14 protein-coding genes and 2 pseudogenes are annotated in these 19,592 nt (G+C 67.7%); 13 read left to right on the forward strand and 3 right to left on the reverse strand.

Annotated elements, in window-relative coordinates; genetic code table 11:
- Positions 1-57 precede the first annotated feature (57 nt).
- The gene (locus tag PV646_RS19890) at positions 58-1,056 is read left to right on the forward strand and encodes an Acg family FMN-binding oxidoreductase (RefSeq protein WP_500343655.1); all 999 of its coding nucleotides are present in this window, start codon (positions 58-60) and stop codon (positions 1,054-1,056) included.
- A gap of 30 nt (positions 1,057-1,086) precedes the next feature.
- Here PV646_RS19890 and PV646_RS19895 read toward each other — a convergent pair whose 3' ends face one another.
- Complete coding sequence (locus PV646_RS19895; RefSeq protein WP_500343656.1) at positions 1,087-2,463, reverse strand: MBL fold metallo-hydrolase RNA specificity domain-containing protein; 1,377 nt, start codon at positions 2,461-2,463, stop codon at positions 1,087-1,089.
- 131 nt (positions 2,464-2,594) lie between these two features.
- On the opposite strand from PV646_RS19895, the gene PV646_RS19900 reads away from it, so the two are divergent.
- Both PV646_RS19900 and PV646_RS19905 read left to right on the forward strand, forming a co-directional pair.
- Positions 2,595-3,287: a universal stress protein gene (locus tag PV646_RS19900; protein ID WP_500343657.1), complete on the forward strand. Its 693-nt coding sequence runs from the start codon at positions 2,595-2,597 to the stop codon at positions 3,285-3,287.
- Between the two features lie 58 nt (positions 3,288-3,345).
- Positions 3,346-3,837, forward strand: coding sequence for a hypothetical protein (locus tag PV646_RS19905; RefSeq protein ID WP_500343658.1), 492 nt, complete (start codon positions 3,346-3,348; stop codon positions 3,835-3,837).
- Here PV646_RS19905 and PV646_RS19910 read toward each other — a convergent pair.
- A complete protein-coding gene (locus tag PV646_RS19910) occupies positions 3,827-4,813 on the reverse strand; it encodes a lycopene cyclase family protein (protein ID WP_500343659.1) in 987 nt (328 codons plus the stop codon). The genes PV646_RS19905 and PV646_RS19910 overlap by 11 nt on opposite strands.
- Before the next feature lie 133 nt (positions 4,814-4,946).
- Complete coding sequence (locus PV646_RS19915) at positions 4,947-5,453, reverse strand: flavodoxin family protein (protein WP_500343660.1); 507 nt, start codon at positions 5,451-5,453, stop codon at positions 4,947-4,949.
- A gap of 132 nt (positions 5,454-5,585) precedes the next feature.
- On the opposite strand from PV646_RS19915, the gene PV646_RS19920 reads away from it, so the two are divergent.
- The 10 genes and pseudogenes from PV646_RS19920 to PV646_RS19965 all read left to right on the forward strand — a co-directional run bounded on the left by PV646_RS19920 (position 5,586) and on the right by PV646_RS19965 (position 19,489).
- Entirely contained in the window at positions 5,586-6,623 is a 1,038-nt protein-coding gene (locus tag PV646_RS19920) for a zinc-dependent alcohol dehydrogenase family protein (protein ID WP_500343661.1), read from the forward strand.
- Complete coding sequence (gene pflB, locus PV646_RS19925; protein ID WP_500343662.1) at positions 6,620-8,872, forward strand: formate C-acetyltransferase; 2,253 nt, start codon at positions 6,620-6,622, stop codon at positions 8,870-8,872. Before PV646_RS19920 ends, pflB begins: the two co-directional genes overlap by 4 nt.
- Positions 8,869-9,600 (forward strand): pyruvate formate-lyase-activating protein, encoded by a 732-nt coding sequence (gene pflA, locus PV646_RS19930; protein ID WP_500343663.1) that lies wholly within the window; start codon positions 8,869-8,871, stop codon positions 9,598-9,600. The genes pflB and pflA overlap by 4 nt, the downstream gene beginning before the upstream one ends.
- Positions 9,601-9,708: 108 nt before the next feature.
- Positions 9,709-12,039 (forward strand): phosphoketolase family protein, encoded by a 2,331-nt coding sequence (locus PV646_RS19935; protein ID WP_500343664.1) that lies wholly within the window; start codon positions 9,709-9,711, stop codon positions 12,037-12,039.
- Complete coding sequence (locus PV646_RS19940) at positions 12,036-13,136, forward strand: acetate/propionate family kinase (RefSeq protein WP_500343665.1); 1,101 nt, start codon at positions 12,036-12,038, stop codon at positions 13,134-13,136. The genes PV646_RS19935 and PV646_RS19940 overlap by 4 nt, the downstream gene beginning before the upstream one ends.
- Positions 13,137-14,199: 1,063 nt before the next feature.
- Entirely contained in the window at positions 14,200-15,411 is a 1,212-nt protein-coding gene (locus tag PV646_RS19945; protein WP_500343666.1) for a globin domain-containing protein, read from the forward strand.
- Positions 15,412-15,416: 5 nt separating this feature from the next.
- Positions 15,417-16,340, forward strand: a complete 924-nt coding sequence (locus PV646_RS19950) for an ABC transporter ATP-binding protein (protein ID WP_500343667.1) — start codon at positions 15,417-15,419, stop codon at positions 16,338-16,340.
- Between the two features lie 2 nt (positions 16,341-16,342).
- A pseudogene (locus PV646_RS19955) lies at positions 16,343-17,002 on the forward strand (ABC transporter permease); the annotation flags it as partial.
- 37 nt (positions 17,003-17,039) lie between these two features.
- Positions 17,040-18,068 (forward strand): annotated as a pseudogene (locus PV646_RS19960) (ABC transporter permease); the annotation flags it as partial.
- Positions 18,069-18,742: 674 nt separating this feature from the next.
- Positions 18,743-19,489, forward strand: a complete 747-nt coding sequence (locus tag PV646_RS19965) for an MBL fold metallo-hydrolase (RefSeq protein ID WP_500343668.1) — start codon at positions 18,743-18,745, stop codon at positions 19,487-19,489.
- Positions 19,490-19,592 lie beyond the last annotated feature (103 nt).

Raw genomic sequence — 19,592 nt, forward strand, 5'->3', positions numbered from 1 at the left:
AGCCGCGCAGAAAGTGGGACTACACGTTCCACCAGGCAACACGACGGGGTGAAAGACATGGCACAAGTGACGGCGGCTCTGGGGCTGGGGCCCGAGCAGATCGAGCGCGCGCTCAGGGCCGCCTCGCTCGCTCCGTCCGTGCACAACACGCAGCCTTGGCGGTTCCGCGTCCTGCGCGACCGGATCGAGCTGCACCCGGACCCGGACCGCAAGCTGGCCGCGACCGACCCGGAAGGCCGCGAACTGCGCTTGTCCTGCGGTGCGGCCCTGTACAACCTGCGTCTCTCCTTGCAAAGCGCGGGCGTGCGCCCGTTGGTGACGATGCTGCCGGGCCAGGACGCTCCCGGCGCACTCGCCGTGGTGCGGCGCGGAGGCACGCTCGAGATCGACGACGAGCAGCGCACTCTGCTCGACGCGGTTCCGCGTCGACGCACCAACCGCCGGCCGTTCCTCGACGGCGTCATCGACTCTCGCCAGCGTCACGCGCTGGTGCGGGCAGCCGAACTGGAACGCTCCTGGCTCCACATCGTCACCACCCCGCAGGAACGTGCCCGGCTCAAGCGGTTCGTCCAGCAGGCGCACGAGATCCAGCTCGGCGACGAGTCCGTGCAAGCCGAGATCGCGGCGTTCACCGGACACCGTCCTGGCGCGACCGACGGCGTGCCGCCCGCCTCGGCCGGCGTGCGCCCGGAGACGCAGGACGAATGGGTCTTCCGCGACTTCCAGGGCCCCGAGCGCCACACCGGCAAGGACTACGAGTCCGACCCGCTGGTCGTCGTCCTCTGCTCGTTCTACGACGGCCCGCTAAGCGACCTGCAGGCAGGACAGGCGATGCAGCGCGTCCTGCTCACGGCGACGACGCACGGGCTGTCCGCGTCCTTCATGTCGCAGCCGGTCGAGGTCAAGCGCGTTCGTGATGATCTGCGCCGTGCGCTCGGTGGCGTCCTGGTGCCGCAGACCGTGTTGCGGATGGGGTTCAGCACTCCTGTTCCGGCGACACCTCGGCGCTCCGTCGCCGAGCTGATGGTCGACTCCGGCGAGCACGCGTCCTGCTAGCTGTGCCCGCACCGCTGGCAGGACCAGGCTCTAGATCAGCACCTTCTCTCCGTCAGCAGGTACCACGGCGGTGTAGTCGTGTTCGGTCTCGAGCCGCTGGGCCAGCGCGGCCGCGCTTTCCGACTCACCGTGCACCACATACGTCGTGGTAGGTGCGGTGCCTGCGGTAGCCCACGCGACCAGTTCGTCTGCGTCGGCGTGGGCGCTGAACGCCTCGATCACCTCAACGTCGGCCTTCACCGGCACGTACCGGCCGTGGATCTTGATCTCCCGAGCCCCTTGCACCAGCAGTCTCGCCCGTGTGCCGGCAGCGGCGTAGCCGACCACGAGCACCGTGTGCCTGGAATTGGGCAGCATCGACTTCAGGTGGTGCAGCACCCGTCCACCGGTGGCCATGCCGGAGGCGGAGATGATGATCGACGGCTGGCGCGGGTCGTTGACCTGCATCGACTGGGTCGCCGTGTGCAGCTCGGACAACCGGCCGGGATCGAACGCGTCCTCACCGCGGCCGAGCTCAGGGCGGATCTCCGGCCGGCTCTTGGCGATCGCCTGGCGGTAGACCCGCAGCGAGGCCAGCGCCATCGGGCTGTCCACGTACACCGGCAGGTCCGGGATCTCGCCGGAGCGCGTGAGCCGGGCGAGCTCGACGAGGATCACCTCGGTGCGGTCGACCGCGAACGCCGGGATCAGGATGCTGCCGCCTCGCGCGGCCGTGCGGCGGATGGTCGCGGCGAACGTGTCGACGGCTGCGGCGTCGTCGTGGCGACGATCGCCGTACGTGGACTCGATGAGCAACGCGTCGCAGTCGGGCCGCGGCTGAGGCGGCAGCAGCACTCGGTGCGCGTTCCGGCCCAGGTCACCGCTCACAACCACGGTGCGGCCGTTCAACCTCAGGTGTGCCCAGGCCGAGCCGAGGATGTGCCCGGCCCGTCCGAACTCCAGGTCGACAGCCGACGCGATGCGCAGTCCAGCACCGAAGTCCAATGGCCGGAACAGTTTCAGCGCACGTTCAGCATCGTCGGTGTCGTAGAGAGGCAGGGCCGGCGTGTGTTTGGACCAGCCGCTTTCGTTGGCCTGCCGTGCTTCTTCCATCATCAGGTGCGCGCTGTCGGTCAGCACGATCGACGCGAGATCCGCAGTGCCCTCTGTGGCGAAGACTGGTCCACGCCAGCCGTTCCGGACCAACACCGGCAGGTAGCCGCAGTGGTCCAGGTGTGCGTGGGTGAGTACGACGGCGTCGAGGCGGTCCAGGTCGAGCGGCGGTGTGCGCCAGTTCCGGCGACGCAGCGGCGCGAGCCCCTGGAAGAGCCCGCAGTCCACCAGGACCTGGGACTGGCCGGTGTCGAACAGGAACTTGCTGCCCGTCACGGTGCCGGTCGCGCCGAGAAAAGTCAGTGAGGTGTCCACACTGACCACGGTCCCGGCCACGGTGCAGCCGGGCAGCGGGCGGCAGTCCCGGCGCCGCCGGGACTTTGGTCCTGGCGCAGTCGACACTTCCCGCCCTGCTCCAGACGGATGCAACGAACCATTGTCGACGTATGGAACCAGTCGTGATCATCCAGGACGGCGCCAGACGTGACGAGGACGTGCTGCGCTGGGCCGCCGCGCACGCACAGCTCCTCGGCACCGGCCTCGAGATCCACCGCCCGCAGGACGACTTCCACGCCCAGCTCGTGGTCGTCGGTTATCGGGGTCCGGGCAGCTCCGCGCTCGGTCTGGGTGGTCACGTCCTGCCGCTGCTGGCCACGACCCGGTGCGACACAGTGGTCGTTCGCGGAACACCTGCCGCCATCGACGCCCAGTACCGCCGCGTCACCGCGTTGGTCAGCGGCGGCCCTGGGGACGGCAGAGTGGTGCGGCACGCAGCCGACTTCGCACGTCGACGCGCCGCGATGCTGCGAATCCTTCACGCCGCACCGCGATCTCCGGTCCGAAGCGGCATCAACACCGACCACACGTACGTGCTCGCTCGCGCGGCCGCGGCGCTCGACGGTTTCCAGCACCACGCCGTGATGGTTCGTGCGCAACCACATGAGGCGATCGCCCGGTGCACCGACACTGATCTGATCGTCGTCGGTTCCGGTGACACGCACGAGAGCGGTACCGTGACCAAGGCGGCACTCCACCACGCGCCGTGTCCTGTTCTCGTGGTGCACCAACCGGTTCTGGAGGCACACCATGGCCGAGTCGCCGTCCCCTCTCCTCGCCGACCGGTTCGCTCCCAGGCCTGAGTTCGGGCGTGTCGACCACCTGCTAGTGGACGCGAGTCCCGCAGTTGCCTGGAGGTCTTTGCGTGAGCTGGACCTCACCGAGCTGCGCGGAGGTGTCGCGGCGTTCGCGGTGTGGTTCCGCGAAGTGCCGGAACGCTGGCGTGCGCGCTCCCAAGGCCCGCCTCGGGAGCGCACCAGGCTGACGTGGGACGACCTCGACGCCGGCACCGACTGGATGGTGCTCGGGGAGAACCCGGGCCACGAGATCGTGCTCGGCGCGGTCGGAAAGTTCTGGCGCCCGGTCGTGAAGTGGTTCCCCTGCGAGCCGCGGGACTTCCTGGACTTCGCGAAGCCGGGATACGGCAAGGTCGTGTGGTCGTTCACGACGCAGCCGTACGGGGAACGACGCACGCTGGTCACCTCCGAGATCCGCGTGAAGCTCACCGATCCGCAGGCCTGGCTCAACTTCCGCCGCTACTGGCGCATCAGCACACCGGCCGTGTCGATCATCAGCCGCGCGGTCCTGCGCACCGTCAAGCACAACGCCGAGCACCGGGGTGTCACGAACTGAGCCTGCGTCCAGCAGCGGCGAGGTAGACCGGCGCCGGCATTCCGGCGAACAACCGCCACTCCTGCGGCGGCGTCGTGGCCTCGTCCAGGAACCGCAGCGCTGGTTCCGCGGTCTGGAAGCGGAACAACGCGCCAAAGGCACGTTCCAGCTGCGCCGGGTCATGGGTGACCACGTCCAGCAGCACCGCGTCGAACATACGGAATCGCTGGGACGGTTCAGGCAAGGCGAACGGATGACCTCTGCGGTGCAACGACTCTGCGATCGCTTCGCTGTCTCGCTGGATCCGCTGGTACCCGAATCCCGTCGAAGACTTCAGCAGGCCGCCCGCTGCGCCGATCGTCAGCACGTTTCCCCTGCGACGCAGTACCTGTCCTGCGTTCAACGGCAGTACAGCGTGTTCGTCGCTTTCAATCTCGTGGCCGCCTGTGCGGACGACGTCGGTCAGGTAGTCGGCGAGCGCTTCCCGTTGCGCGCGAGGCGGTACAGACGCGCCCGGCGCGGTGAACGACGTGTGCTCGACGAGTGCGTGGTGGGCGTCGAAAGGCAGCACGTAGAGAAAGCTCGCCCCGTACCGCTGCGAGGTGCGGAAGTCGAAGAACGTCGGTGCCTCCGCATCGAACGCCGCTCGTTCACTGCGCACATGCCACCCCCGAAAGCTGAGCCGTGCGTCCACGGGTGGCTGGATCTCGGGTCCGATCACGCTGTCGTACACCCACCCGGCTCGCATGTGGTTGCCGTCCACCACGATCCCGTTCTGATCGATCCGTTCCACATGACCGCGGTGGAAGGTGAACTGTGGCAACGGGTCGGTGTACCGCCGCACCACCTCTCGCAGATCACGACCGCGGACCACTCGGTACCCGTAGCGACCCATCGGAATCACGGTTGTCCGACCGTTCGCGTGCACACGGATCCGCTCGAACCACCGCGAAGCGGCACCGACCAGCAGGCCGGGCCGATCCCACCAGACGCCCACGTCCTGTCGTCCAACGGATGCGAGCCGTCGTCGACCACCACGACGGGGTGTCGATGATCAGCTACCGCAAGGTGCGCGGCGAGGCTGAGCCCGCTCACACCGCCGCCGGCGATCACGGTGCGGGCGTGCCCGCCTACCCCACCTCGGCTGCGCACTTGGCTCCCCAGGTCCGCGCACGGCCGGGCTCCCCTTCGAGCAGCGGGCCCACTGTGCCGTCGACGTAGAAGTTCTCCGCTGCCAGGAGTAGCGGAAAGTGGGCGCGGCGGAAGAGCTTGATCGCGGCGCGGGCAGCGGAGCCCGTCATCAGCCCCTTGACCTTGGTGTCGAACGCGGCCACCGGCGGGTGCACCGAGCCCTTCCCGATCCGCTCCGCCCACTCCCGCAAGCCGGTGCCCGCGGCCGCTTGCGCGTCCGCTCCCTTGGTGGCGGCGTCGGCACGGGTGCTCGGCCTGCTCATGCTGAACGCGTGCGTCGGGCCTCCGACCACGAGCAGCCCGACCTGGTCACCCAGTTCGACCGGAGCGGAGCCTACTTCGACGACCTCGACGGTCATGGTCGCACGCAGCCCTTCCGCCACGGCCTCGGCGATTTCCTTGGTGTTGCCGAACATCGATTCGTACACCACAAGCGCGTGCTTCATACCTCGACGGTAGGAGTGGGGCGCCTCGCCGGAGGAGGTCCTTAGGTCCTCCACCGTCCGGGACCACGGGCTCTGCGCCGCGTTCACGGACCAGAGAAGTCTGGGATGGACGAATCGACGAGGAGGAACTCGATGAAGGCGCTGGTCTATCACGGTCCTGGCAAGCGCGCGTGGGAAGACGTGCCGAAACCGGAGATCGAGGAGCCCACCGACGCGATCGTCCGCGTCACCGCGGTGACGATCTGCGGCACGGACCTGCACATCCTCAAGGGCGACGTCCCCGAGGTCGAACCCGGCCGGATCCTCGGCCACGAGGCGGTCGGCGTCGTGGAGCGGGTCGGCGGCTCGGTCACCGGGGTCAAGCCGGGTGACCGGGTGCTGATCTCGTGCATCACCTCTTGTGGCCGCTGCAGTTACTGCCGCGTCGGTACCTACGGCCAATGTCTCGGGGGCGGTGGCTGGATCTTGGGCCACACGACCGACGGCGTGCAGGCCGAGTACGTGCGCGTCCCGTTCGCCGACAACTCCACGCACCTGCTGCCCGACGACGTCACCGACACGTCCGCGGTCGTGCTGGCCGACATCCTGCCCACCTCCTACGAGGTCGGTGTCCTGAATGGACGGATCAAGCCCGCCGACACGGTCGTGATCGTCGGCGCTGGACCGATCGGTCTCGCCGCGATCCAGACCGCGCAGCTGTACAGCCCGAGCCACATCGTCGCCGTCGATCTCGCGACCTCGCGGCTCGACGCGGCGAAGCAGTTCGGCGCGGACGTCACCGTGGGCACCGCTGAGGAGGCGGAGCGCGTGATCGGCGAGCTGACCGGCGGGCTAGGCGCGGACGTCGCGATCGAGGCGGTCGGTGTACCGGAGACCTTCGAACTGTGCGCCAGGCTCGTGCGTCCCGGTGGGCACGTCGCCAACGTGGGCGTGCATGGCAAGCCCGCGACGTTGCATCTGGAGAGCCTCTGGATCCGCAACGTCACCATCACCACCGGTCTGGTCGACACCAGCTCGACGCCGACGCTGCTGCGGATGGTCGCGGCGGGCCGGATCGACGGCGAGCGGTTCATCACCCACCGCTTCGCCCTCGACGAGATGGAGCAGGCCTACGAGGTGTTCGAGAACGCCGGCGACACGGGAGCGCTCAAGGTGGTGCTGACCCGGTGACCGCCACCGCCGAGCGCACGACCACTGCTGCCTGGCGCGGTTTCCGCGCCGGGCGGTGGTGCGACGAGATCGACGTGCGCGAGTTCATCCAGTCCAACTACACGCCGTATCAAGGTGATGCGGGGTTCCTGTCCGGTCCGACGCCGCGCACTACCGCGTTGTGGAAACGACTCACCGACATGTTCGTCGAGGAGCGTTCTCGCGGGATCTACGACGTCGATCCACACACCCCGTCCTCCATCACCGCCCACTCCCCCGGCTACATCGACCGCGACCAAGAGCTGATCGTCGGCCTTCAGACCGACGCGCCGCTCAAGCGCGCGATCATGCCCACTGGTGGCCTGCGGATGGTCGAGACGAGCCTCCACACCTACGGCTACGAGCTCGACCCGCGGGTGAAGGAGATCTTCACCAAGTACCGCAAGACGCACAACGACGGCGTGTTCGACGCGTACACCCCTGAGATCCTGCAAGCGCGCAAGGCGGGGATCATCACCGGTCTGCCGGACGCCTACGGACGAGGCCGGATCATCGGCGACTACCGGCGGGTTCCGCTCTACGGCGTCGACCTCCTGATCGAGGCGAAGAAGGCCGAACGCGCGGCGCTGGGCGAACTGATGTCCACAGAGGACGTCATCCGGGACCGCGAAGAAGTGGCCGAGCAGATCAGGGCGCTCTCGGAACTGCGTGACATGGCAGCGTCCTACGGCTACGACATCTCCAAACCCGCCACGACTGGACGGGAAGCCGTGCAGTGGCTGTACTTCGCCTATCTCGCGGCGGTGAAGGAACAGAACGGTGCCGCGATGTCGTTGGGCCGCACGTCCACGTTCCTCGACGTGTACCTGCAACGCGACCTCGACGAAGGCCGCCTGACCGAGCGCGAGGCCCAGGAGCTCGTCGATGACCTGGTCGTCAAGCTGCGAATCGTGCGGTTCCTGCGCACACCGGAGTACGACCAGCTGTTCTCCGGCGACCCGACCTGGGTCACGGAGTCGATCGGCGGCATCGGCGACGACGGACGACCACTGGTCACGCGCACCAGCTTCCGATTCCTGCAAACGCTCTACAACCTGGGACCGGCGCCGGAGCCGAACCTGACCGTGCTGTGGTCGCCCCGCCTGCCGGAGGGCTTCAAGCGCTTCTGCGCCAGGGTCTCCGTCGACACCAGCTCCATCCAGTACGAGAACGACGACCTGATCCGGCCGTGGTTCAGCGACGACACCGCGATCGCCTGCTGCGTCTCGGCCATGAAGGTCGGCAGGCAGATGCAGCTCTTCGGCGCCCGCGTCAACCTCGCCAAGGCGTTGCTGTACGCGATCAACGGCGGCCGCGACGAGATGACCGGCGTCCAGGTCGCACCCGTGTTCCCGCCGATCACCTCCGAGTACCTCGACCAGGAGGAGGTGCGGGCGGCGTTCGACTGGATGACGGACTGGCTGGCCAAGACCTACGTCGAAGCGCTCAACATCATCCACTACATGCACGACAAGTACGCCTACGAACGCATCGAGATGGCACTGCACGACCACCCGGTCCAGCGACTGCTCGGCTGCGGCATCGCCGGCCTGTCAGTAGTGGCGGACAGCCTCTCCGCGATCCGGTACGCCAAGGTGCGGGTGATCCGCGACAAGACCGGGCTCGCGGTCGACTACGAGGTCGAAGGCGACTTCCCGACGTACGGCAACAACGACGACCGTGCGGACGCGATCGCCGTCGAGCTGGTCGAGGACTTCATGCGGAAGGTGCGGCAGTACCCCGCGCACCGCGGCGCCGTGCACTCCCAGTCAGTGCTCACCATCACCTCGAACGTCGTCTACGGCAAGCACACCGGCAACACCCCGGACGGCCGACGCGCGGGTGAGCCGTTCGCACCAGGTGCCAATCCGATGAACGGCCGCGACCGGCACGGACTGGCCGCCGCCGCGCTGTCGGTGGCGAAGCTGCCCTACGACCAGGCCCAGGACGGGATCTCGCTGACCGCCAGCATCACCCCGACAGGCCTCGGGCAGACCGAGGACGAGCGGGTGACCAACCTGGTCGGCCTGCTCGACGCCTACACCGACGCGGGCGGGTTCCACCTCAACGCCAACGTGCTCAACCGCGAGACGCTGCTCGACGCCATGGCACACCCGGAGAACCACCCGCAGCTGACGATCAGGGTCTCCGGTTACGCGGTGAACTTCATCCGGCTCACTCCCGAGCAGCAACGCGACGTCATCAACCGCACCTTCCACGAGTCGCTGTGACCACCACCGGATCAGTCCACTCGTGGGACGTCTCCACGGCGGTCGACGGACCGGGCACCCGCTTCGTGCTGTTCCTGAGCGGGTGCCCGCTGCGGTGCCTGTACTGCGAGAACCCCGACACCTGGCACATGCGCGACGGCCACCGCACGACCGTCGACGAGGTCATGACCGAGGTCGCGAAATACCGGCGGTTCATCGAGGTGGCCGGCGGCGGCCTGACGATCAGCGGCGGAGAACCGTTGCTGCAACCCGGCTTCACCGCCACGGTGTTCCACCGCGCCAGGGAACTCGGGCTGCACACCGCGCTCGACACGTCCGGGTTTCTCGGCGCGCGGGCGTCCGACGAGTTGCTGGCCGACACCGACCTCGTGCTGCTCGACATCAAGTCGTGGGACCTGGCCACCTACCGGCACGTCACCGGCGGTGAGGTCGCGCCGACGCTGCGGTTCGCGCGCCGGTTGTCCGACCTCGGCAAGCCGATGTGGATCAGGTTCGTGCTCGTGCCCGGACTCACCGACGACCCGGACAACGTCGCGGGCATCGCGTCGTTCGTCACCACCCTGGACACCGTCGAACGCGTCGAGGTGCTGCCGTTCCACAAACTCGGTGCACCCAAGTACACCGCGCTCGGCATCCCGTTCCCGCTGGCCGACGTCCCCACCCCCGACACCGACCTCGTCCGCCGTGTGCGGGACCAGTTCGCCGGCTGCGGTGTACCCGTGCACTGACCTGTACCCCAGGGGCTTAGGTCCCAGGCCGGCACGGACCCGATGCCCTGTCCCGTGATCGGTCCAGACGGAAGCGTGAAAAGCACCAACCCGAGCGAGGAGCGCGACATGTCGAACGCCGACCTGGAGCTGGTCGACGCGTACTGGCGAGCCGCCAACTACCTGTCGGCCGGCCAGATCTACCTGATGGACAACCCGCTGCTGACCGAGCCGCTGGCGCCGGAGCACATCAAGCCCCGACTGCTGGGGCATTGGGGCACCACGCCCGGCTTGAACTTCCTCTACGCGCACCTGAACAGGGTCATCCGCGACCGCGACGTCGACATGCTGTTCGTGACCGGCCCTGGCCACGGAGGCCCCGCCTTGCTGGCCAACACGTGGCTGGAAGGCACCTACAGCGAGACCTACCCAGACGTGCCACAGGACACCGAGGGCATGCGCAGGCTGTTCCGGCAGTTCTCCTTCCCCGGAGGCGTGCCCAGCCACGTGGCGCCCGAGGTGCCGGGCTCCATCCACGAGGGCGGTGAACTGGGCTACTCGCTGGCACACGCGTTCGGTGCCGCCTTCGACAACCCGGACCTCGTCGTGGCCTGTGTGGTGGGCGACGGAGAGGCCGAGACCGGACCGCTCGCTGCCAGTTGGCACGCCGGGAAGTTCCTCAACCCCCAGCGCGACGGCGTGGTGCTGCCGATCCTGCACCTCAACGGGTACAAGATCGCCAACCCGAGCCTGCTGTCCCGGATCCCGCACGACGAGCTCGACGCGTTGCTGCGCGGCTACGGTTACGCGCCGTTCTACGTCGAGGGTGACGAGCCGAAGGCGATGCACGCCCGCATGGCCGAGGTGCTGGACCAGGTCTTCGACGAGATCAGCCGCATCAAGAGCGCGCATGAGCGCCCGCGGTGGCCGATGATCGTGCTGCGCAGCCCGAAGGGCTGGACCGGTCCGTCCGAAGTGGACGGCGTGCCGGTCGAGAACACGTGGCGTGCGCATCAGGTGCCGCTGGCCGGCGTGCGCGACAACCCGGACCATCTGAGGCAGCTCGAGGAGTGGCTGAAGAGCTACCGGCCAGAAGAGCTGTTCGACGCCGATGGCGCACCTCGCGCGGATCTTGCCGCCTTGGTGCCTCACGGCACGCAACGCATGGGTGCGACCCCACACGCCAACGGCGGACTGTTGTTGCGCGAACTGAAGATGCCCGGCATCCGCGCGCACGCGGCAGACGTCGTGAAGCACGGCACCACGCACTCCGAACCGACCAGGGTCCTCGGCCGGATGCTGCGCGACATCATCACGCTCAACGCGGACGCGCGCTCGTTCCGGATCTTCGGGCCCGACGAGACGGCGTCCAACCGCCTCGACGCCGTGTACGAGGTGACCGGGAAGCAGTGGCAGGCCGAGACGCTGGCCGTCGACGAGCACCTGGTCCACGACGGACGGGTCGTCGAGGTGCTGTCCGAGCACCTGTGCCAGGGCATGCTGGAGGGCTACCTGCTCACCGGCAGGCACGGGCTGTTCAACTGCTACGAGGCGTTCATCCACATCATCGACTCGATGTTCAACCAGCACGCCAAGTGGCTCAAGACCCACAAGAAGCTGGAGTGGCGCAGGCCCGTCGCGTCGCTGAACTACCTGCTGAGCTCGCATGTGTGGCGCCAGGACCACAACGGCTTCTCGCACCAGGACCCCGGCTTCATCGACCACGTCATGAACAAGAAGGCCGAGGTCGTCCGCGTCTACCTGCCGCCGGACACCAACACGCTGCTGTCCGTCGCGGACCACTGTCTGCGCAGCAAGGACTACGTCAACGTCATCGTGGCCGGCAAGAACGAGACACCGGACTGGCTCGACGTCGACGAGGCGATCCTGCACTGCACCCGTGGCGCGGGGATCTGGGAGTGGGCGAGCAACGACGACAGCATCGAGGCGCCGGACGTCGTGCTGGCGTGTGCCGGCGACGCTCCCACCGTCGAGGTGCTCGCCGCGACGAAGCTCCTGCGCGAACACCTGCCGTCACTGCGAATCCGAGTCGTCAACGTGGTGGACCTGATGCGCCTGCAGCCTGACACCGAGCACCCGCACGGCATGCCGGACCGCGAGTTCGACGCGCTCTTCACGGCGGATCGGCCGGTGATCTTCGCCTACCACGGCTACCCGTGGCTGATCCATCGCCTGACCTACCGCCGCACCAACCACTACAACCTGCACGTCCGCGGCTACAAGGAAGAAGGGACCACGACGACGCCGTTCGACATGCTGGTGCTCAACGACATGGACCGCTACCGGCTGGTGATCGACGTGGTCGACCGTGTCCCCGGTCTCGGCCCCAAGGCGGCCCGGTTGCGGCAGTTCATGCAGGACCAGCGCACCCGCCACCACAACTGGATCCGCGAGCACGGCGAGGACATGCCCGAGATCCGCGACTGGACGTGGCAGTGAACGTTCTCGTGGTGAACGCGGGCTCTTCCAGCCTGAAGCTCCGCGTGCTCGGCGAGGACGACACCGTCCTCGCCGAGGCCACCGCGGAACGCTGGTCGGGAGAGATGCGACCGTTGGAGGACTTCCTGAACGGTGCGCCGTCCGTGGGCGCCGTCGGGCACCGCGTCGTGCACGGCGGCTCCGCCTTCACCAGCGCCACCACGATCGACGACGACGTGCGCGCCAGGATCGAGGCTCTCACCGGCCTGGCACCCCTGCACCAGCCCCGCGCACTCGCCGGAATAGACGCGGCGAGTCGCCTGCTTCCCGACGTGCCGCAAGTGGCGTGTTTCGATACCTCCTTCCACACCACGATGCCCGCCGCTGCCACGACCTACGCCGTCCCCGCCGCGTGGCGCCGCAAGTGGGATCTGCGCAGGTACGGCTTCCACGGCCTGTCCCACGCCTACGCATCCCAACGAGCGACTGAGCTCGCGGACAGACCCGGCGCCCGAGTCGTGAGCTGTCACCTCGGCTCCGGGGCATCGCTCGCCGCAGTCGCCGACGGCCGGTCGGTCGACACGACGATGGGCTTCACCCCGCTGGCGGGCCTGGTGATGGCCACGCGCAGCGGTGACGTCGACCCCGGTCTGCTGGTGTGGCTGCAGCGCGCCGGGCTGTCGCTGGACGACCTCGAGGACGGCCTGGAACACCACTCCGGCCTGGCCGGCCTGTCCGAGGTCGGTGGTGATCTGCGGGACGTGCGCAAGGCCGCGGAGAACGGCGACGAACACGCCGTCCTCGCGCTGCAGGTGTACGCACACCGGTTGCGGCAGGGCATCGCCGCGATGGTGGCGTCGCTGGGTGGCATCGACGTGCTCGTGTTCACCGGCGGCGTCGGCGAGCACGACGCCGCGTTGCGAGCGGACATCGCCGCCGGGCTCGCCTTCCTCGGCATCGACCTCGACGTGGGACGCAACTCCGAGGTCGCGCGGGACAGCCGCATCAGCGCGAGTCGTTCGGCCGTCGCGGTCTGGGTCGTCGAGGCACGGGAGGACGTCGAGATCGCCACGCAGACTCGCGCGCTGATGAACGAATCGAGCGGGAGGAGGCGATGACCGTGACCAGGCCGGTGGTCGTGGGACTGGACGGATCGAAGTCGGCAACGCACGCGGTGGGTTGGGCGGCCGAGGAAGCGGCCCGCCACAACACTTGCGGAAGCGGCCGCCGCAGTTCGAAAGGCAGCCCCTCAAGGCTTGCTCGCAGGTTCGACCGCGGTGGCCGTGACAACGCACGCGCACTGCCCAGTCGTCTTGGTTCGCAACATCGATGCAGATCCGCCCTCGGATGCCCCCATCGTTGCAGGCCGGGACGGATCGCCTGCCAGCGATACGGCACTGGCTTTCGCCTTCTCGAAGCCTCGGCGAGGTTCGCGGTGGTCGGAAACACCTCGAGTTCCAGATCGCCCGAACGTCGTCCGCGTGCGGAATCGGCGGTCGCATCCCATTGACCAGTCAAGGTCGCTTTCGGCAGCATCAGCACCTTCAGCGGAACAGCGGGGAGGAGCAGTTCCTCTCTGGGACGCAGGGAGAACCTGTCGAAGGTCACGAGGATGCCACGCTGAAGATCACAGCCGGACCATCCATTGAGGACATCCTCGCCTTTTGCCTCGGCCGCGTGTATCGAAGATCGTCGGAGAGACCACGTACGGGCCCCTCGAACCACATGCGCAGCTCGAGGCCGCGAAATGCATGTCAGTCGGGTTGCTGACCACCAGTTGCACGCAAGCTCGTCGGTAGTCCTCGACGTGCGACTCTTAGACCTCACGTGTCCGGAGATCGCGAATGGCACGCTGTTGAACCTCGTGCTGGTGATCGAGTAAGTCCAGCGACCGCTTGTTCTGTGACCAGTCGCAACCGTCGGCAAGAGCAATCAGGCGGGCACAGTCTCGATCTCCGCCGGCTCACACCAGACATCGAGGTCCAGGTACTCAGGGACCAGGACTCACGACGACATCCCCGCGGACATGGCCAGCCTGCATCACCACGTCGTCGGCGAGTCGCAGTCGTCCAGGGCTGGAGGCCTCCGTCGCGAACGGCAGGGACAAAGGTCCTGAAGTGCAGGCGACGTTCTCACCTGCATTCGCCTGGTCCTGGTCGCACAAAATCAAGGTGCGGCCACATGGCCGCGCTGTCAGTTCTGTCCAGGGACATCCCCGAGGAGCTACCTGTGCTTTCCGCTGCTTCGGCCGCAGTTGTGCGCGCGACCCTGCCCGTCGTCCGCGACCATGCCGCCGAGATCACCGCCGAGTTCTACCCGTCGATGTTCGCCGCGCACCCGGAACTGCTGAATCTGTTCAATCACGGCAACCAAGCCAGCGGCAAGCAACAGATCGCGCTGGCCGCCGCAGTGGTCGCCTACGCCCAGCACCTCCTCGACGGAACGCCGTTCGGCCCGATCGCGGAACGCATCGCCCACAAGCACGTCTCGCTCGGGGTACGACCCGACCAGTACCCGATCGTCGGCAAGCACCTCATCGGCGCCGTCGCCACCGTGCTCGGTGACGCCGTCACGCCCGAGGTCGCGGCCGCCTGGGACGAGGTCTACTGGCTGTTCGCGGTCTCGCTGATCGCGGCTGAGGCCCGCCTGTTCCAGGCAGCTGGCGTCTCCCCCGACACCCTGTGGCGTCCTTGGCGCGTGGCCAAGCGCGACGAGGAAGCGGTCGACACGGTGTCCTTCACCCTGGTGCCCGACAACGGCGGCCCGGTGCCGGCGTTCGAGCCAGGCCAGTACGTGTCCGTCGCCGTCGACCTGCCGGACGGCCACCGGCAGCCGCGCCAGTACTCGCTCTCGCAGGCGCCTGGTCGAAGCGAACTGCGGATCACGGTGCGCCGAGTTCGTGGTGCCGACGGTGCTCCGGACGGTGCGGTCTCGAACTTCCTGCACGACCACGTGTACACCGATGACACCGTGCTGCTCGGCCCTCCGTCCGGCGAGGTCACGCTCGAGCCCGGCGACCGGCCCGTGGTGCTCATCAGCGCAGGCATCGGGATCACCCCGATGTTGTCGATGCTCGACCACATCGCCTCCACTCAGCCCGAGCGCACGGTCGTCGCCGTGCACGCCGAGAATTCTGCGAACCGGCACGCACACCGCGAGGAGTACGCCAGTCTCGCCGGCTCCCAGCAGATGAACTGGTACGAGAACGGCGACGAGGGTGGACAGGCCGGTCGCATCGACGTGGACTCGATCTCGTTGCCTGCCAACGCCATCGTCCACTTGTGCGGCCCGATCACCTTCATGCGCGACGTGCGCGCTGGACTCCTCCTCCGCGGAGTGCACGCCGACGACATCAAGTACGAGGTCTTCGGCCCCGGCATGCTGGAGAACTGAGCGTCATGCCTGTCCTGACGTGCTCTGGCCTGAGCCGCCGGTTCGGTGAGGTCCTCGCCGTCGACGACGTGTCGTTCACGGTCGCCGAAGGCGAGACCTATGGATTGCTCGGCCCGAACGGCGCCGGCAAGACGACCACCATCTCGATGATCACCGGTGTGCTCGCGCCGGACGAGGGAGAGGTGCACGTAGCGGGCCAGCCGATGTCGACACGGGCAATCGCCGCCAAGCGACTGGTCGGCTACGTGCCGCAGGAGCTTGCGCTGTACCCGGACCTGAGCGGACGGGAGAACCTGCGATTCTTCGCAAGTCTTTACGGTGCCAAGCGGTCCCGTGTCGACCACGTCCTCGACGTGGTCGGTCTGAGCGAACGCGCCAACGACCTGGCGCGCGAGTACTCGGGCGGGATGAAACGACGGCTCAACGTGGCGATCGGGTTGCTGCACGAGCCGAAGTTGCTGGTGCTCGACGAACCGACCGCAGGCGTCGATCCACAGAGCCGCAACCAGATCATGGACAACGTGCGGGCCCTCGCCGCGGACGGTATGGCGATTCTCTACACCACGCACTACATGGAGGAGGCTGAGCGGCTCTGCGACCGCGTCGGGATCATCGACGGGGGTCGTCTGGTCGCCGAGGGCACGCAACGTGAACTGGTCGAGCGGCTGGGCGAGCGGGACCGGATCTCGTTGCTGCTGGACGGAGATCTCTCCCGCGCCGCGACCATGCTCGGCGAGGTTCAGCACGTTCACCAGGTTGCCACGCACGGACAGGGCATCGAGCTCGTGGTCGATGACGCGCGCGAATGCCTGCCCGTGGTGCTGTCGGCGATCTCGTCCAACGGCGTCGTGGTGCGGTCGGTCGAGGTGACCGAACCCGACCTCGAGACCGTCTTCCTGCACCTCACCGGCAAAGCACTGCGGGAGTGATCATGCGACACGCACTGCTGATCGCCGCGCGAGACCTGCGCGAGCGAGCGCGAGACCGAACGGCGTACGTCCTCGCGCTGGTTCTCCCGCTGGGGCTCGCCGGCATCTTCACGCTCGTCCTGGGCAACGTCGGCGGCGACAGCGAGTTGTTCCACTACGCCGTAGTCGACTCCGACCGCGGAATGATCGCCCGAACGTTCACCAGCGATGTCCTTCGGGGCGCGACCGACTCCGGGGCCATCGAGATTCGGACGGTGTCCTCCGTCCAGGAGGCGCGCGCGTTGGTGGACAAAGGTGAGGCGACGGCGGCGTTCCTCTTGCCTGCCGGCCTGACTGAGGACGTGCTCGCGGGCCGTGCTGCTCAGATTGAGGTCGTCGGCGATGTCGACGCACCGACTGGAACTCAGGTAGCGCGGTCTCTGGCACAGGCTTACACGGACCGCCTCACCGCAGCGCGCCAAGCGGTCGCCACGACCCTCCACTCTGGAGTGACCGGGTCGCCTGATGCGCTTGCCGCCGAGGCCGCCACTTCCCTGCCACGCGTGGCCGTCACCCAGGACACCACGACCGTCAGACAGCTGGACCCGAAGACCGGCTATGCCGCGGGTATGGCGGTGTTCTTCTTGTTCTTCGCCGTGCAGCTGGGGGTGACCGGCCTGCTGGAGGAACGCCGCCTCGGACCGCACCGGGCTCTTCTTTCTCGTAGCGCTGCCTTTGCTGCTGGTGTTCATCCTCGGCGCCGCGTTCGGCGGCGCAAGCACGCCGGTGCTCGGCGTGGTCGGCCAGGCCGGCGCGCTGAGCGCGGAGTCCGGGATGCGCGTGCGGGACTTCGCGGACGAGGCCACCTTGCGCACGGCAGTGGAACACGGCGAGGTCAGCGCCGGCCTCATCCGAGCCGCGGAGGAAGCTCCCCGGCTGCTCGTACGCCCCGACCGCGCCGGGCAGCAGCTGCAGATGCTCGTCACCACCGTGCTGACACGAGAAGCCAACCAGCTCGCAGTGGGCGAGTTCGTCGCCTCGCACACCGGACTCGACCGCGACTCCGCACTGTCCCTCGTGGACTCGACCCGAGTGGAACCGGTCGGCGTGAGCGTGACGACGACCGGCGAGGCCCTGTTCCCCGAGGGCTACTCGGGATTCGACCTCGGCGCAGCCAGCCAGCTGATCGTGTTCACCTTCCTCAACGCGCTCACCGCGGCAGCCGCCCTGGTCGAGACCCGCACGCTCGGCGTCACCCGACGCATGCTCGCCACACCGACACCCGCGCGGACGATCATCGCGGGCGAGGCACTGGGTCGCGTGGCGATCGCGTTGCTGCAAGGCCTCATCGTGATCATCGGCTCCGCGCTGCTGTTCGGTGTGCGGTGGGGCGACCCGCTCGGTGCCGCCGCACTGCTGTGCGCGTTCGCGCTCGTGTCCGGCGGAGCCGGGTTGCTCCTGGGGGCGCTGTGCCGGACGCAGCAGCAGTCCACAGGTGCGGGCATCCTGCTCGGGCTGGGTCTCGCTGCTCTCGGCGGGTGCATGGTGCCGATCGAGTTCTTCAGCCCCACACTGCGCACGGTCGCGTTCGCCACGCCGCACGGCTGGGCCAATGACGCTTTCGCCGTGCTGACGCGGCACGGCGGCAACCTGCTCACCGTGCTGCCGCACCTGGCCGTACTGCTGGGGTTCGCGGTCGTGCTCTTCACACTCGGCGCCTGGAGGCTGCGCCGAGCCGTGACGGCGTGAGTTTCAGCTTCCGGCGGCGGACGGTTCCCTTGCCGCGCTATTCAAAACGCCAGAGCTTCCTGGACCGCAGTTCGCCGCTAAAGTTCTTGCCCCCCAGTTAGCAGAACTCAGCGACGAAAGATCGAATCGCGTCGACTGGCCCTCTATACTGTTTTCGAGCTATCCAATAGCGCATGAGCACACAAACTGCGCAAGCTTGCTACATATTTGGACTCAAGTCTCGGACACGGAATTACCCCACGGGAGCAATTTTCCCAGTGGGGTAATTACTTTATGAAGGCACTTCTGGCGTCCCCGATCCCCAATCCAACGCTAGCGCCGCTTGCGTTGGACGTTGAATTTGCGCGGGATTTCGACTGGCCAGCAAGGGCCTTAGTGTCAGAACCGACAACGCGAACCGCACACCCGCATCGGGTACCGGCGTCGCACCGGGCGGTGGTTTGCCACCACAGCCAGAAATTCGACATTCGTCAGCGCGGTCATCATCGGCTCCTCAGGTCAGAGCCGAGACCTCAACGCACCAGGCACCCTTTGAGCCGACACCGCCCGTGTCCCCTCATGCCGAGTTGCGGACGGGACATGGGTATTCCGCGCGATGCGCAGGAGGAGTTTGGGGATGGCAGATCAGGCCAGGACGATGCGCTCGATGATGTCTCGAATGGCATGCTGCCCGGATGCGACAGATCACCGTGCTGGGCAGTTGTGGCGCATTCCCCGAGCCTGGGCGAGCATGCAGCGGGTTTCTGGTGGACTGGGACGGATACCGGCTAGTGCTCGATCTCGGGTACGCCACGCTGCCTCGTCTGCTGGCCTGCTGCCCAGACGGCGCGGTGGACGCTGTGGTCATCACCCACGAGCATCCTGATCACTGCATCGACTTGCACGGCCTGTTCCGCATGCGCCTCTACGGCGGTCCACGCGAACCGAAGGTGCCGCTGTACTGCCCGCCCGGTGTTCTCGCCCGGCTCAGCGGCCTGGAACCGGATGTGGACCTGCGCGCGGTCTTCGAGGTGCACCCCCTGCCCGGCTCCTACCGTGTCGGCCCGTTCACCCTGACCGGTGTGCCGCTTCCGCACTACGTACCCAACGCCGGCGTCCGACTGCAGGCCGACGGAATGACCCTCGCCTACACCGGAGACACCGGTCCCGACCCGTTGCTGGCCGAACTCGGCCGAGACGCCGACCTGTTCATCGTCGAGGCCACCGATCGCGACGGCGAGGCCAGCCAGCCTGTGCGCAACCTGATGACCTCGGCTGAGGCGGGTCGATGGGCCCAGCTCGCGGGCGCGCGCCGGCTTCTGCTCACCCACTTCTGGCCGGGCAACGATCGGGCCGCCTCAGTGGCCGCCGCGCGGGTCGAGTTCGGTGGCGATGTGCTGGCAGCGGAGGAGGATCTCGTCATCCCCCTCACCATCGACTGAACACCGACCTCGGTCGGCAGCACTTCTCCCGGCCTCCGCTCGTTCAGTACGCCACGAGCGGGCTTCAGCTCAACCAGAACATCCGCACATGCCACTGATCGTG

It is taken from the genome of Streptomyces sp. ID05-26A, from assembly GCF_033794685.1.
GTDB lineage: Bacteria > Actinomycetota > Actinomycetes > Mycobacteriales > Pseudonocardiaceae > Lentzea.